Genomic DNA, 14,518 nt, shown 5'->3' on the forward strand with positions numbered 1-14,518 from the left:
GCGCATAGCGACCATTCGTGACGAATCCCGGCGGGTGCGGAAGGAGTGGGGGCGCGGCACCGACGTGTCACGCCGAGAGCGGATACCCGGCGGCGTGTCGGCGGGGGCGAATAGGATGGAGGACATGGCAGAGCAGGAGCGTTCGATCTTCGCCCGGATCATCGCGGGCGAGATCCCGGCCGACGTCGTCTACGACGGCGAGCGGATCATCGCCTTCCGCGACATCGCGCCGAAGGCGCCGGTGCACCTGCTCGTCGTGCCCAAGACGGAGCAGTACCGCGACGTGACGGAACTCGCCGCCGGCGATCCGGAACTCCTGGCCGAGTTGGTGGCCACCGCGAAGCACCTCGCCGACGAGCACTCCGACGGCGACTTCCGCCTCATCTTCAACACGGGCGCGGGCGCGGGCCAGACCGTGTTCCACGTCCACGCACACGTCCTCAGCGGCGACCTCCAGGAAGGATCACTTGCCCAGCTCTGAATCGACCCAGCCGAACGCGGGGGAGTCGGGCGCCGAAGCGCGCCTGAGCGTCGACGGCGTCCAGATGGTGCGGCTGCTCGGGCCGCAGGACCGCCTGCTGACCACCCTCGAGCGGCAGTACCCCCTGGTGAACGTGCACGTGCGCGGCAACGAGATCACCCTCAGCGGCGACGAGACGCAGGTCGCCGCGGCGCAGCGCCTCGTCGAGGAGCTGCTGCAGATGGTGCGCAACGGCCAGGACCTCTCGCCCGCCGAGGTGACGAGTTCCGCCCGGATGCTGGGCACGGACCTCAACCTGAGCCCGTCGGATGTGCTGGGCCAGGCCATCCTCACCGCCCGTGGCAAGAGCATCCGCCCCAAGACGCTCGGCCAGAGCCAGTACGTCGACGCGATCGACCACAACACGATCGTGTTCGGGATCGGCCCCGCCGGAACCGGCAAGACCTACCTCGCGATGGCGAAGGCCGTGCAGGCGCTGCAGCGCAAAGAGGTCACCCGCATCATCCTGACCCGCCCGGCCGTCGAGGCCGGAGAGCGTCTGGGCTACCTGCCCGGCACGCTGACGGACAAGATCGACCCGTACCTGCGCCCGCTGTACGACGCGCTCAACGAGATGCTCGACCCGGATCTGGTGCCGAAGCTGCTCGCGGCCGGCACCATCGAGGTCGCGCCGCTCGCCTACATGCGCGGCCGCACGCTGAACGACTCGTTCATCATCCTCGACGAGGCGCAGAACACGACGCCGGAGCAGATGAAGATGTTCCTCACGCGTCTGGGCTTCAACTCCAAGATGGTCGTCACCGGCGACATCACCCAGGTCGACCTGCCGAATGCGGCCAGCGGCCTACGGCTCGTGACGCGCGTGCTGAACGACATCGACGACATCCACTTCGCCCGCCTCACCAGCGAAGACGTCGTGCGGCACAGCCTCGTCGGCCGCATCGTCGACGCCTACACCGAGTACGACGCGCGGCAGCAGGCCCGGCACTACGAGCGTGAGCAGGCGGCCGAGTTCGCCAACCGCGCCGAGCGCCGCGGCGGCAGTCCGCGCGACCACCTCCCGAAGCGCCGATAGCACGGCACGAGAGCGACGATAGGGCCGCAGTGAGCATCGAGATCAACAACGAGTCGACCATCCAGGTGGACGAGGCCGCCCTGCAGCGGCTGGCCACCTATGCCTTCGACATCCTGCACGTGCACCCGGACGCCGAGCTGGCGATCGTGCTCGTCGACGAGGCCGCCATGGAGCAGCTGCACGTGCAGTGGATGGACGAGCCCGGCCCGACGGACGTCCTGAGCTTCCCGATGGACGAGCTCCGCCCCGGCACCGAGGAGGAGCCGTCGCCCGCGGGCCTGCTCGGCGACGTGGTGCTCTGCCCGCAGGTGGCGCAGGTGCAGGCCGAGACGGCCGGCCACACCCTGATGGACGAGCTGCTCCTGCTCACCACGCACGGCATCCTGCACCTCCTCGGCTTCGACCACGCCGAGCCGGCGGAGGAGCGCGAGATGTTCGCGATCCAGCGCGACATCCTCGTCGGCTTCGCCCGCTACGACCGACAGCGATAGGGGCCGGGATGCTGCAGGCGCTCTTCTTCGTCGTCGCGTTCCTGCTGGTGGCCTTCGGCGGTCTGATGGCCGCCGTCGACGCGGCTCTCGCGGTGCAGTCGCGCGCCGACATCGCCGATCTCGCCGAGACGTCGCGCGCCAAGAAGTCGCTGCGCGCCATCGCGGAGGACCCGGGCGCATACCTCAACGCGGTCAGCTTCACGCGTCTCCTCGCCGAGACCACCGCGGCCGTGCTGGTGACTCTCGCCTTCCAGCAGATCTTCGAGGAGTGGTGGGTCTCCCTCATCCTCGCCGCGCTCATCATGACGGCCGTCTCGTTCGTGCTCGTCGGCGTCAGCCCGCGCAGCGTCGGCCGCGCGAACTCGACGGTGCTGCTGCGCCTTGCCGCGCCGGTGGTGCGCTTCGTGCGCGTGGTGCTCGGGCCCATCCCGGGCGGCCTGGTCGCCGTCGGCAACCGGGTCACGCCGTCCCGCGCCCGCTCGGCACCGGTGACGAGCGAGGAGCAGCTGCTCTCGATCGTCGACGAGGCGACCGAGTTCGACGTACTCGAAGAGGACGACCGGGAGCTCATCCACTCGATCTTCGAGTTCAACGAGACGGTGGTGCGCGAGGTGATGATCCCGCGCACCGACATGATCACCATCGACGCGACGGCCGGGCTCGGCACGGCCATGGGGTTGTTCTTCTCGACCGGCGTCTCGCGCGTGCCCGTCATCGACGGCGGCGACCCGGACGAGGTGCTCGGCATCCTGTACCTGCGGGACGCGGCCAAGCTGAGCTTCGAACGGCCGCTGGGTGCGGAGGAGCTGACCGTGCGCGAGCTCGCCCGTCCCGCACTGTTCGTGCCCGAGTCGCAGAAGGCCGACGCGCTGCTGGCGCAGATGCAGCGCGAGTCGAACCACCTGGCGATGGTCGTGGACGAGTACGGCGGCATCGCCGGGCTCGTCACGCTGGAGGACCTCATCGAGGAGTTGGTCGGCGACATCTCGGACGAGTACGACCACGAGGTGGCGCTCATCCAGCCGCTCGGGGAGGGACGCTACCGCATCGCGACCCGGCTGCCGATCGACGACCTGGCGGAGCTCTTCGACACCGAGATCGAGGAGGAGGACGTCGACAGCGTCGGCGGCCTCGTCACGAAGGCGCTCGGCCGGCTGCCCGAGGTCGGATCGACGGTCACCGTGCACGGCCTGAGCTTCACCGTGGACCGCATCGAGGGCCGCCACAAGCACGTCGCGACCGTGCTGGTCGAGCGGGATGTGGCGCTGCTGCCCGAGCCCGACGGCCAGGAGGTGCCGATGCCCGCCGACGAGGACCGCCCCGACAAGCACGGCGCCGAGCGGCGCAGCCACGACCGCCGCGGCGACCACCGCGCCGAACGCCACACCACCCAGGAGAGCAGATCGTGACCGAGTACCACGCCGGATTCGTCTCGTTCGTCGGCCGCCCCAACGTGGGCAAGTCGACCCTGACCAACGCCCTCGTCGGCGAGAAGGTCGCCATCACGAGCTCGAAGCCGCAGACGACCCGCCGCGCGATCCGCGGGATCGTGCACCAGAAGGACGGCCAGCTCATCCTGGTCGACACCCCGGGCATCCACCGGCCGCGCACGCTGCTCGGCGAGCGGCTCAACACGCTCGTGCAGTCGACCCTGGGCGATGTGGATGTGATCGGATTCTGCGTGCCGGCCGACGAGAAGATCGGCCCGGGCGACCGCTTCATCAACGAGCAGCTGGACGACTACCCCCGCGCCAAGAAGGTCGCCATCGTGACGAAGGTCGACGCCACGGGCAAGGCGCAGGTCGCCGAGCAGCTGCTCGCCGTCTCGGCGCTGCGCGAGTGGGAGGCCATCGTGCCGGTCTCGGCGACCAGCCGCATCCAGCTGGAGACGCTGACTTCGGAGCTGATGAAGCTGCTGCCGATGTCGCCCGCGCCGCTGTACCCGGAGGAGGCGACCACCGACGAGGGGCTCGAGGACCGCATCTCGGAGCTCATCCGCGAGGCCGTGCTGGAGGGCGTCGAAGACGAGCTGCCGCACTCGCTGGCCGTCACGATCGACGACATCGTGGAGCGCGACGACAAGGACCTGGTGGAGGTCTACGCCAACCTGTTCGTCGAGCGCGACAGCCAGAAGGCGATCGTCATCGGGAAGGGCGGCAGCCGCATCCGCGACGTCGGTGCGACCGCCCGCAAGCCGATCGAGGAACTGCTCGGGCGTCACGTCTTCCTGTCGATCCGGGTGAAGGTCGCGAAGGACTGGCAGCGCGACCCGAAGCAGCTCGGGCGCCTGGGGTTCTGACCCGGGCGTCCTGACCTGAAGCGGTTCTCCACAACCGCCTGTCGCCCGTACATCCCGAGGATGATTCCTGTGGAGGGAGACGCCAACCCCCGTGGGCGGACCCTACGGTAGAAGCATGCCCTCCCGCCGCCACCTCCTGAGCGCGCTCGCGCCGCACCGCTGGGTGCTCGAGCCCGCGCTGGCGGTCGCGCTGTTCGCGGGGTGGTTCGTGACCGGCCTGCCCTTCGACATCGCAGCAGCGCTCGCCCTGGTCTTCTACTGCGGCGCGGTCGCCCTGTCGCGCACGCTGCCGGCGGTCGCGCTCGGGCTCGTCTGGGTGGCGGTGCTGCTCGAGCTGACGGAGCAGGAGTCGCAGGGCGGGGCGTTCCGCGTCATCGCGGCGATCGCCGTCGTCACCGCTCTGATCGGGGTCGCTGCGCACGGCGGCCGGGTGCTCCGCTGGGTCGACTTCGCGTCCGCGCTCCTGTTCGCCCCGGCCCTGGCGTTCCTGTTCACGGTGCGCGGCGACGTCAAGTTCCCCCAGTTCGGCCCGGTCATCAGCGGGTACTACACGAGCCAGGGAGTCGGCTTCCTGCTGATGAGCCTCCTGCTCGCCGTGATCTTCGTCGCCGGGTGGTTGCTCGGCTTCCTCGTCGCCCGCCAGCGCGCGGCGCAGACCGGAGGGGCACCTGCTGCAGGAGGGGACGCGATCGGCGGCTCCGGTCCGTCGGTGCTGGTCTGGCTGGCGTCCAGCGGGGGAACGGAGGTCACCGAGGACGACGCCGACCGCGCGCAGCTGGTCCGCCGCCTCACCCGCACCCAGCTGACCGCCGACATCCTCGGCGCCGTCTCGTTCGAGGTGTTCTGCCTCATCGTGGGGGAGCAGGACCGCGCGGCGTTCGTCGTGCTCACCGCCTTCGCGGTCGCCGTCGCGCTGCGCCGCATGTCGCCCGCCGTCGCGCTGTCGATCGCCTGGCTCGCGGCGGTGCTGCAGATGACGACCGGTCACAGCATCCTGGTCAGCAACCTGGGTGTGCTGATCGTGCTGTACGCCACCGCGGCCTACGGCGACCGGATCGTCCGCGCGGCCGGTCTCATCTCCGCCGGCCTCGGGGCCCTGGTCGCCGCGCTCTACCTCACGGTCACCGCGGCGGTCGCCCAGGGGTACTACAACCTCCTCTCCAGCGCGATCGCCAGCGTGGCGCTGCAGTTCGCGTTCCTGTTCGTCGTCAGTGTCACCGTCCTCGGCCTGAGCTGGGTGCTCGGCCTGCTCGTGCGCACCTGGCGCAACGCGCGGAGTGCGCGCCGGGCCCGCGCCGAGGCGGAGCTCGATCGCGATCGGGCGGTCGAGGACGTCGTGGTGGAGCAGGAGCGCACCCGCATCGCCCGCGACATGCACGACGTGGTGGCGCACTCGCTGGCCGTCGTCATCGCCCAGGCGGACGGCGCCCGGTACGCGCGCCACTCCGACCCGGACGCGGTGGACGAGGCGCTCGCGACCATCGCATCCACCGCGCGATCCGCTCTCGGCGACGTGCGGGTGCTGCTCGCGGAGCTGCGGCAGTCGCATCCCGCCGACCCGCTCCGGCCGCCCGGCACACACGACGGTCCGCAGCCGTCGCTCGCCGACCTCGACCAGACCGTGGAGCACATCCGCTCGGCCGGACTGCCCGTGACGCTGGAACGGAGCGGCGCGGTGAAGTCATTGGGATCGGCTCAGCAGCTCGCGGCCTTCCGCATCGTGCAGGAGGCGCTCACCAATGCCCTGAGGCACGGCGACACCAGCCGGCCCGCATCCGTCCTGCTCGCCGAGGCCCCCGCCGACCGGGGTGCCGGACGCGTGCCCGGACTCGTCATCACCGTGAGGAACACCATGAGAGACACGACCGTCGAACCCACCGCGACCGGAGCGCAGCCCCGCATCGGCCACGGCCTCCCAGGGATGCGCGAGCGCGCCTCCCTCGCCGGCGGGTCGCTGACGGCCGGTCCGCATGACGGAGACTTCGTGGTGACCGCGTTCCTGCCGGGGGCGGCGGCGTGAGCGGCGGCGCGAGCGGCGAGGCGACGGCGACGCGCATCCGTGTGCTGCTGGTCGACGATCAGCCGCTGTTCCGTGCCGGGGTGCGCATGCTGCTCGGCTCCCAGGAAGACCTCGAGTTCGCCGGCGAGGCGGGCAACGGCGAGGAGGGGGTCCGTCTCGCCGCGGAGGCCCGTCCCGACGTCGTGCTGATGGACATCCGCATGCCGGTGATGGACGGGATCGCCGCGACCAGCGCGATCATCGCGGACGCCGAACGCGCCGGGCGCACGCCGCCCCGGATCGTGGTGCTGACCACGTTCGACCTCGACGAGGCGGCCGCACGCGCGATCCGCGGCGGGGCCAGCGGGTTCGTGCTCAAGGATGCGGAGCCGGAGTTCCTGCTCGCGGCGATCCGGACGGTCCACGCGGGAAGCGCGGTCATCGCGGCCGGCGCGACACGGGAGCTGTTCGAGTACTTCTCCGCCTCGCAGCCCGCCCGTGACGAACCGGCCGAGTTCGGCTCGCTGACCGCGCGCGAGCGCGAGATCTTCGTGCTCGCCGCCCGTGGCCTCAGCAACGCCGAGATCGCGGGGTCGGAGTTCCTCAGCGAGGCGACCGTCAAGACGCACATCTCGCGCATCCTCGCCAAGCTCGGCCTGCGCGACCGCGTGCAGATGGTCGTCTACGCGTTCGAGCACGGCCTCACCGCCGCCGAATAGCACGCGATGCTTTCATAGGCCGGCGGTCGGGATCATCCGTCCGGCCCCCACTCCGTCTGTATCAGTGACGGGCCACCCGGCACGTCGCCCGGCGCGGCTCGCACGCCCGCGGGCTCGCGCGGCGGATGGAGCGGCGGATGAGCAGGTCCCGGTCGGCGGGCGTGGACGCGCTGCGGGTGCTGGGGGTGACCGCCGTCGTGTATGCGCACACCTTCGGCGCCGATCCGCTCCGCGATGTGCTCTTCGCCTGGCATGTCCCGCTGTTCTTCGTGTTGACGGGTCACCTGTGGACGCCCGGCCGAAGCGTCGCCGACGAGGTGCGACGACGGGCGCTCAGCCTGCTGCTGCCGTATGCGGCTTGGTTGGCGATCGTCATGTCGCCGCCGGTCGCGGACGTGCTGCTGCGCGGCCAGGCGTCCTTCCCGCCCGAGAGCGCACTCCGGGGCGGGACGGCGCTCGGCGGGCCGTTCGCCGCCTTCTGGTTCGTCACTGCCCTGTTCGTGGCCGCCGTGCTCGCGCGCCTTCTGGAGCGCCTTCCCAGGTGGCTGCAGTGGTGTGTGCCGCTGGCCGCGCTCGTATCGCTGTGGGCGTTCCGGGTCCCGTTGCAGGAGGTGCCGCTGTCGGCCGGCACAGCCGTGGCATGCCTCGCCTTCGTTCTGGGGGCCGGCTGCTGGCGCAGCACCGGCACCGCATCCCGTACCCGACGACGACGGGCGCGCTCCTCGTGGTGGCCGGGCTGGCAGCGGTCGGGACGCGGGTGATCGCCCCGGTCGACCTGAAGAAGGCCGACACCGGGATGCCCGTGGCGACCGTCGTCGTCTCGTTCGCGATCTGCGCGGGGCTGGTGCTGCTCGCCGAACGCCTGTCCGTGCGGCTGAACGGCCAGCTCGGCCGCGCCGTCTCGCGCCTGGCCGTCCCGTCGCTGATGGTCGTCCTCAGCCACGCGGTCGTCATCCAGGCGTGGCGGGTCGCCGGCGAACCACCGTCCGCGCTGGTCTTCGTCACCGCCCTCGTCGTGCCGTGGGTGCTTGCGCTGTCCGTCCACCTCACTCCGGCATCCCTGCTCCTCACGGGCGCCCCGCAGTGGCGGCCCGGGCGGGCCCCGAAACCGCTCGCAGTCATCCTCAGGGAGGACACAGGATGGGTCCAGCGCCCGATCCGCCCGCCGGCGCCGCTCCCTAGCGTTGAGGGCATGGAGCTCACTCTCACCGGAACGGTGGCGCGCGTCGAAGCGGCCACGAAGACCTACGGCAGCGGCGCGGGCCGCGTCAACGCCCTCGACGACGTCACCGTCGGCATCCCGGCCGGCCGCTTCACCGCCATCATGGGGCCGAGCGGCTCCGGCAAGTCCACGCTGATGCACGTCATGGCCGGCCTCGACTCGGTCACCACCGGTCGCGTCTTCCTCGGCGACACCGAGATCACCCACCTCGGGGATGCCGAGCTCACGCTGCTGCGCCGCCGCCGCGTCGGGTTCGTCTTCCAGTCGTTCAACCTGGTGCCGACGCTCGACGTGCTCGGCAACATCCTGCTCCCGTTCGAGCTGGACGGCCGCACGCCGACCCGCGAGCAGTCCGAGTGGGTGGATCACCTGATCGACACGCTGGGCCTGCGCGACCGGCTCACGCACCGCCCGCACGAGCTGTCCGGCGGCCAGCAGCAGCGCGCGGCGATCGTGCGCGCCCTCGCCACCCGGCCCGACCTGGTCTTCGCCGACGAGCCGACGGGCAACCTGGACTCCCGCACCGGCCGCGAGGTGCTCGCCGTTCTTCAGGAGGCGGCGCGCAGCTTCGGCCAGAGCATCGCCATGGTCACCCACGACCCGGTCGCCGCGAGCTTCGCCGACCACATCGTCTTCCTCGCCGACGGCCGGATCGTCGCCGAACGCCCGCAGTCCTCCGCGGAGGAGATCTCGTCCTTCATGCTCAGGATGGAGCCGCGCGCGTGAGCCGCCCGTTCTCGGCGTTCCGGGCGAACGCCCGCGACCACCGCGCCGGCATCCTCGTGGCGGCGCTCAGCTCCGCCTTCGGCGTCGCGCTCGTCGGCGGCGTCAACGTGCTGGGCGCGTACATCGGCGCCTCGTCGATGGGGAGCACGGCCGCGTGCGGGTGGCACTGGCGGTCGTCGCCGGAATCTTCTTCGTGATCGCCGTGTACGTCGGCGCCATCGTCACCACCAACACCTTCGCGACGGTGATCGCCGGGCGCACCCGGACGATCGCCCTCCTCCGGCTGATCGGATCGAGCGCCCGCACCCAGCGCCGATCCGTCGCCTCGGAGGGGCTCGCCGTCGGGCTGATCGGAGCGGCGATCGGCGGCGCCGGGGCCGGCGCCCTGTCGTTGCTCGCGGTGCGGCTGCTCGTCCTCGCGGGAGTCCTGCCGGAGGCGCAGTATCCGGTGCTCAGCGCATCCATGATCCCGCCGGCGGTCGTGGTCGTGCTGACCACCTGGCTCGCCGCCTGGATCGGCAGCCGTCGCGTTCTCTCCGTCACGCCGGTGCAGGCGCTCGGCGCGGCCCAGGAGCGGCCGGCGCAGGCGGTCCGCAGCCGCGGGCGCGGCGCCGTGTCGCTGGCGCTCCTCATCGCGGGCTCAGTGCTGCTCGCGGCCGGTCTGCTGCTCGGCATCGGCGTGGGCGCCCAGCTGGGAGCCGCCCTCGCCTCCCTGGCGTCGTTCGGCGTGCTGGTCGCCATGGCCGGCGGCATCCTGTCCTTCACCGGGATCGTGCTGGGTGCGCCGTTCTTCCTGCCGTCGGTGCTCCGCTTCGTCGGACTGGCCTTCGGCCGGGGCGCGGCGGGCCGGCTGGCGGCGGCTAACGCCGTGCGCAACCCCGAACGCAGCTCCCGCACGGCGATCGGGCTGGTGATCGGCGTGACGCTCATCACCATGTTCGTGGTCGCCGCCTCGACCTGGCTGCAGCTGATCCGCCAGGCCGCGGCGAAGGAGCCGGGGATGTACGCCGGCGCCGAGCAGGTCATCGGCGGCACGCTCGCCGTCTTCACCGTGCTGGTCGGCTTCTCCGCCGTCATCGCCGCGTGCGGTGTGGTGAACACGCTCTCGCTGAGCGTGCTGCAGCGTGGCCGCGAGCTGGGCCTCCTGCGCGCGCTCGGGTTCAGCGCTCCGCAGGTGCGCCGGATGATCCTCGCCGAGAGCGCTCAGTTGACGGTCGCCTCGGTGCTCACCGGGCTGGCGCTCGGGACGGCCTACGGGTGGATCGGCGCGCAGTCCCTGCTCGGCACCATCCCCGGCGGCGGCCTCCTCGCGCCCGTCCTGCCGTGGCCGTTCCTGGTCGCCATCGTCACCGCGGCGGCCGTCCTCGCCGCGCTGGCCGCCCTGGCCCCCACCCGCCGCGCGACCCGCGTCTCGCCGGTGGAGGCTCTGGCGGTGGAGTGACCCGCCTGGATGTTGGCTGAACTCTCACAGAGCCTCAGCTTCCGGTGAACTGGACGCTGAATAATGAGGGTGCCCGACTCCTGTCGACGTCGCGCAACCACCCGACCGACCGCCGAGAGGACCCGCCCTGAACTGGCTGCTGACCCTGAGGATCGACAAGCCGCCGTTCCTCATCGCGCTCGACCTCCTCGCTGCGGCCCTCGCGCTGTACCTGCTGATCCGCCCGACCTGGAAGCGGACGCTCGCCGGGCTCACCGCGGCCCTGCTCGGCGGCCTCGCGGGCTGGTTCGTGGTCTGGCTGTGCACGGACGTGCTCGACCTCTTCGGCGTGGCCCTCACCCCGGTGACCACGCTGTGGACGGCGCTCGGATTCGGCGCCGTGAGCCTGGCCGTCGCGAACCTGTTCCGCTCCCGCTGGTGGCGCAAGGTCATCGCCGTGGTGAGCATCCCGGTGTTCCTCGCCGCGGCCTTCTGCGGCATCAACGTGGACTTCGGCGCGTACCGCAACCTCAACGACGCCCTCGGCGTCGTTCCGTACAAGGCGCTGCAGCCACACGGTGAGCACGGCGAAGTCGTCGCCGGGACGAACTGGCGGGCGACGGTCGCGGACCCGGCAGGAGCCCCGGCCGCGGCAGTTCCCGCCAAAGGCTCGGTCGGTACCGTCCGCATCCCCGCCACCGTGTCGCGGTTCCCGGCCCGGAAGGCGGTCGTCTACCTGCCGCCGATCGCCCTCACCCCGAATCCGCCCGCGCTGCCGGTGCTCTATGCGCTCTCCGGCCAGCCGGGCGCCCCCGCCGACATGTTCACGGCCGGGGGAGTCGCCGCGACGATGGACGCGTACGCGGCGAAGCACGGCGGGTACGCCCCGATCGTTGTCGCACCCGACCAGCTCGGCGGTCCGGGTCGCAACCCCATGTGCGTCGACTCGCGCGCCTACGGACGGTCGGCCACGTACCTGAACACGGATGTCCGCAATTGGGTGCGATCCCACTTCCGTGTGAGCAGCGATCCGGCAGGATGGGGGTGTTCGGATATTCGCAGGGCGCGACCTGCGCGGTGCAGTTCGCGAGCGGCCGGCCCGACCTGTACGGCTCGGCACTGGCATCCTCGAGCGAACTCGGTCCGACACTGGGGAACGAGGTACTGACCATCAGCACGGGATTCGGCGGGTCGAAGGCCGCGTACGAGAAGGCGCAGGCGCCTGCGCTGCTGAAGGCCCACGCGCCCTACCGCGACTCGGTGATGATCTTCGGCGCCGGCGCGAACGACGCCAAGTACTCGGGCTTCGCCCGCCAACTGTTCCGTGACGCGTCGGCCGCCGGCGTGCACGCCGAGCTGCTCAGCTCGCCGGGCACCGCGCACGACTGGAAGACCGTCCGCTACGTGCTCGCGCACGGCTTCCCGCGTATCGCGGAGCAGTTCGGGCTCGGCTCGTGAACGTGAAGGCCCTGGCGGCGCGGACAGGACGGCTGATCGCGCAGCATCCGTTCACCGCCGTGCTGACGGTGCTCGTCCTGGTGCTCGCCCTCGCCACCGGGCCGATCCGCGGTCCGCATCGCCCGCTGCGCGGCTGGCTCGGCGCGGGCGCGGTGCAGTTGGCGGACGGTCACTGGTGGTCGCCCTTCACGGCGGTGCTCTTCACCGACGACCTGCTCGAGCTGATCGTGGTCCTCATCCTCACGGTCGCGCTGGTCGGCGCGTCCGAGCGCCTGATGGGCACCTGGCGCACCGTCCTCGCCTTCTTCGGCACGGCGGCCGTCGGGATCGTGGTGGGCGCGACCGTGCAGGTGCTCGCGAATGACATCGGCGAACTGTGGGCGCGCAACGTGCACGGCCTGCTCGTGCTCGACGTGTTCACGGGGATCGGCGGCACGATCATGACGGCGAGCGCCTTCGCCGGCACGCTGTGGCGGCGCCGCATCCGTGTGATCACCCTGCTCGTCGCGATCATGTACGTGCTCTACTCGGGCCTCCCGTCCGACCTCTACCGGCTGCTCGCGGTGCTGACCGGTCTCGCGCTCGGACCGCTGCTGCGGCAGCGGAAGATCGTCGGCGACTGGCTCCGCAGCTCTCACCACGAAGTCCGGGTGCTGCTCGCCTCGGCGGTCACGATCTCGGCGCTCGGCCCGGTCATCGGCCTGCTCGGGTCGACCCGGTACGGGATGCTGTCGCCGATCGGCCTGCTGTTCAGCAACGAGGCGCCGAGCGCCAGTTCCGTCGTCGAGCGCTGCCAGGCGTTCGCGGTCACGCGGCAGTGCGTCCGCGACCTCACTCTGGAGCGCATCAACGGCCTCGGCCCCGTGCTGCTGTCGGTCCTCCCGCTCCTCCTGCTGCTGGTCGCGGCGTACGGGCTGCTCCGCGGCCGCCGATTCGCGGTCTGGCTCGCCGTGGCGGTGAACGGCCTCCTCGCCCTGCTCTCGGCGCTGTACTACGGCATCCTCCCGATCGCCTCGGCCCGGCCGTCCGTCTCGCCGCGCTACTGGGAGATCACCGCCATCCTGGCGCTCTCGACGCTGCTGCCGCTCGCCATGGCGGTGCTGCTCATCGTGTTCCGGCGCCACTTCACCGTGATGCCGTCGGCGCAGGCGGTGCGGCGCTACGTCATCCTCGTCATCGCGACCGGGCTCGGCCTGGTCGGGCTGTACGTGCTCGTCGGCTGGCTGCAGAAGGACACCGGCTTCACCCGGCCGATCGACATCGGGGACCTGCTGGCGGATGTGCTGGAGCGTTTCGTCCCGGTCAGCTTCCTGCGCCGCGAACCGCTGCAGTACCTGCCGACGACCCCGCTGGCGACGATCGTCTACCACAACATCGGGACGGTGTTCTGGCTCGTCGCCATCATCGGGGCCGTGCCGGCGATGCTCGGTCGCGGCCTCGGCCGGCGAGGGACCGGGGAGCCGGCGCGCGTCCGCGAGCTGCTCCACCGCGGCGGCGGCGACGCGATCTCGTTCATGTCGACCTGGCCCGGCAATTCGTACTGGTTCGACCCGGTCGGCGGCGGCGCCATCGCCTACCGCGTCGAGGGCCGCGTCGCCCTCACCACGGGAGGCCCGTTCGGCGCGCCGGGCCCGCATGACGGCGCCATCCAGGGCTTCGCCCGGTTCTGCGACGACAATGGCTGGATCCCCGTGTTCTACAGCGTCGACGCGCACTACACCGGCCTGTTCGAGCGCCTCGGCTGGTCCACCATGACGGTGGCGGAGGAGACCCTCATCCGCCCGCAGCTCTGGGCCACCACGGGCAAGAAGTGGCAGGACGTGCGCTCCTCCATCAACCGCGCCCAGCGGGCCGGCATCCGCTCGGAGTGGACGACCTACGCGGCCCTCCCGCTGACCGCCGCCGTGCAGCTCTCGGACATCTCGGAGCAGTGGGTGGCCGAGAAGGACCTCCCCGAGATGGGCTTCACCCTCGGCGGTCTCGACGAACTGCGCGACCCGGAGGTGCGGCTCATGCTGGCCGTCAACGAGGGCGACGGCCCCGAGCACGGACGCATCGAGGCCGTCACGAGCTGGCTCCCGACGTACCGCAACGGCATCGTCGTCGGCTGGACGCTCGACTTCATGCGCCGCCGCCCCGACAGCATCAACGGCGTGATGGAGTTCCTGATCGCCGAGGCGGCCACCCGGATGAAGGCCGACGGCATCGAGTTCATGTCGCTCTCCGCCGCCCCGCTTGCGCACACCGCGGCGACGCCGGACGACGACAAGGACACGATGGACCGGCTCCTCGGCTACCTCAGCACGTCGCTCGAGCCGGTGTACGGCTTCCGCTCGCTGCTCAAGTTCAAGCAGAAGTTCCAGCCCGAGCTGCACCCGCTGATCATGGCCTACCCGGACCCGGTCGCCCTGCCCGCCATCGGCATCGGACTGGTGCGCGCGTACCTCCCCGAACTCTCGGTGCGTCAGGCGGCGGGCTTCGTGAGAGGCCGATCGTGACGCGGGGTGGTAGCCTTGGTGCTGTGTACGGTCTGCTCCTCCTTAGCTGCCGCGACGAGTCCTAATCCCGGGCCTCACTCGTCGCGGAGTTCGTCGTCGGCTCTCCACACCACACGAGTGAAGGATTCGA

At 71.3% G+C, this 14,518-nt stretch carries 14 protein-coding genes; all 14 read left to right on the forward strand.

Annotated features, from left to right (window positions below):
* Window positions 1–124: 124 nt before the first annotated feature.
* The 14 genes from ACQ86M_RS06105 to ACQ86M_RS06170 all read left to right on the forward strand — a co-directional run bounded on the left by ACQ86M_RS06105 (window position 125) and on the right by ACQ86M_RS06170 (window position 14,388).
* The gene (locus ACQ86M_RS06105; RefSeq protein ID WP_431221193.1) at window positions 125–481 is read left to right on the forward strand and encodes a histidine triad nucleotide-binding protein; all 357 of its coding nucleotides are present in this window, start codon (window positions 125–127) and stop codon (window positions 479–481) included.
* The gene (locus ACQ86M_RS06110; protein ID WP_431221194.1) at window positions 468–1,556 is read left to right on the forward strand and encodes a PhoH family protein; all 1,089 of its coding nucleotides are present in this window, start codon (window positions 468–470) and stop codon (window positions 1,554–1,556) included. Before ACQ86M_RS06105 ends, ACQ86M_RS06110 begins: the two co-directional genes overlap by 14 nt.
* Before the next feature lie 29 nt (window positions 1,557–1,585).
* A complete protein-coding gene (gene ybeY, locus ACQ86M_RS06115) occupies window positions 1,586–2,047 on the forward strand; it encodes an rRNA maturation RNase YbeY (protein WP_431221195.1) in 462 nt (153 codons plus the stop codon).
* A gap of 8 nt (window positions 2,048–2,055) precedes the next feature.
* Window positions 2,056–3,456, forward strand: coding sequence for a hemolysin family protein (locus tag ACQ86M_RS06120; RefSeq protein ID WP_431247424.1), 1,401 nt, complete (start codon window positions 2,056–2,058; stop codon window positions 3,454–3,456).
* Window positions 3,453–4,346 carry a GTPase Era gene (gene era / locus ACQ86M_RS06125; protein WP_431247425.1) on the forward strand — a complete coding sequence of 298 codons (894 nt, stop codon included), beginning with the start codon at window positions 3,453–3,455 and terminating at the stop codon, window positions 4,344–4,346. The genes ACQ86M_RS06120 and era overlap by 4 nt, the downstream gene beginning before the upstream one ends.
* A 115-nt stretch (window positions 4,347–4,461) precedes the next feature.
* The gene (locus ACQ86M_RS06130) at window positions 4,462–6,366 is read left to right on the forward strand and encodes a sensor histidine kinase (RefSeq protein ID WP_431247426.1); all 1,905 of its coding nucleotides are present in this window, start codon (window positions 4,462–4,464) and stop codon (window positions 6,364–6,366) included.
* Window positions 6,363–7,064, forward strand: a complete 702-nt coding sequence (locus ACQ86M_RS06135; protein WP_431247427.1) for a response regulator — start codon at window positions 6,363–6,365, stop codon at window positions 7,062–7,064. The genes ACQ86M_RS06130 and ACQ86M_RS06135 overlap by 4 nt, the downstream gene beginning before the upstream one ends.
* A 137-nt stretch (window positions 7,065–7,201) precedes the next feature.
* Window positions 7,202–7,825 (forward strand): acyltransferase family protein, encoded by a 624-nt coding sequence (locus ACQ86M_RS06140; RefSeq protein WP_431247428.1) that lies wholly within the window; start codon window positions 7,202–7,204, stop codon window positions 7,823–7,825.
* 431 nt (window positions 7,826–8,256) lie between these two features.
* Window positions 8,257–9,012: an ABC transporter ATP-binding protein gene (locus tag ACQ86M_RS06145; RefSeq protein ID WP_431247856.1), complete on the forward strand. Its 756-nt coding sequence runs from the start codon at window positions 8,257–8,259 to the stop codon at window positions 9,010–9,012.
* Entirely contained in the window at window positions 9,009–9,209 is a 201-nt protein-coding gene (locus ACQ86M_RS06150; protein ID WP_431247429.1) for a hypothetical protein, read from the forward strand. Before ACQ86M_RS06145 ends, ACQ86M_RS06150 begins: the two co-directional genes overlap by 4 nt.
* On the forward strand, window positions 9,167–10,453 hold the full coding sequence (locus tag ACQ86M_RS06155) for an FtsX-like permease family protein (RefSeq protein WP_431247430.1): 1,287 nt from the start codon (window positions 9,167–9,169) through the stop codon (window positions 10,451–10,453). Before ACQ86M_RS06150 ends, ACQ86M_RS06155 begins: the two co-directional genes overlap by 43 nt.
* Before the next feature lie 289 nt (window positions 10,454–10,742).
* On the forward strand, window positions 10,743–11,600 hold the full coding sequence (locus ACQ86M_RS06160) for an alpha/beta hydrolase (protein ID WP_431247431.1): 858 nt from the start codon (window positions 10,743–10,745) through the stop codon (window positions 11,598–11,600).
* Window positions 11,510–11,890, forward strand: coding sequence for a hypothetical protein (locus ACQ86M_RS06165; protein ID WP_431247432.1), 381 nt, complete (start codon window positions 11,510–11,512; stop codon window positions 11,888–11,890). The genes ACQ86M_RS06160 and ACQ86M_RS06165 overlap by 91 nt, the downstream gene beginning before the upstream one ends.
* Window positions 11,887–14,388 carry a bifunctional lysylphosphatidylglycerol flippase/synthetase MprF gene (locus ACQ86M_RS06170; RefSeq protein WP_431247433.1) on the forward strand — a complete coding sequence of 834 codons (2,502 nt, stop codon included), beginning with the start codon at window positions 11,887–11,889 and terminating at the stop codon, window positions 14,386–14,388. The genes ACQ86M_RS06165 and ACQ86M_RS06170 overlap by 4 nt, the downstream gene beginning before the upstream one ends.
* Window positions 14,389–14,518: the final 130 nt, after the last annotated feature.

It is taken from the genome of Leifsonia xyli subsp. cynodontis, assembly GCF_050632205.1.
Taxonomy (GTDB): Bacteria; Actinomycetota; Actinomycetes; order Actinomycetales; family Microbacteriaceae; genus Leifsonia; species Leifsonia xyli_D.

Coding starts and splice junctions, on each gene's coding strand:
- ACQ86M_RS06145 (WP_431247856.1), top strand. CDS start 8,257: ATGGAGCTCACTCTCACCGGAACGGTGGCGCGCGTCGAAGCGGCCACG.
- ACQ86M_RS06120 (WP_431247424.1), top strand. CDS start 2,056: ATGCTGCAGGCGCTCTTCTTCGTCGTCGCGTTCCTGCTGGTGGCCTTC.
- ACQ86M_RS06130 (WP_431247426.1), top strand. CDS start 4,462: ATGCCCTCCCGCCGCCACCTCCTGAGCGCGCTCGCGCCGCACCGCTGG.
- ACQ86M_RS06105 (WP_431221193.1), top strand. CDS start 125: ATGGCAGAGCAGGAGCGTTCGATCTTCGCCCGGATCATCGCGGGCGAG.
- ACQ86M_RS06140 (WP_431247428.1), top strand. CDS start 7,202: ATGAGCAGGTCCCGGTCGGCGGGCGTGGACGCGCTGCGGGTGCTGGGG.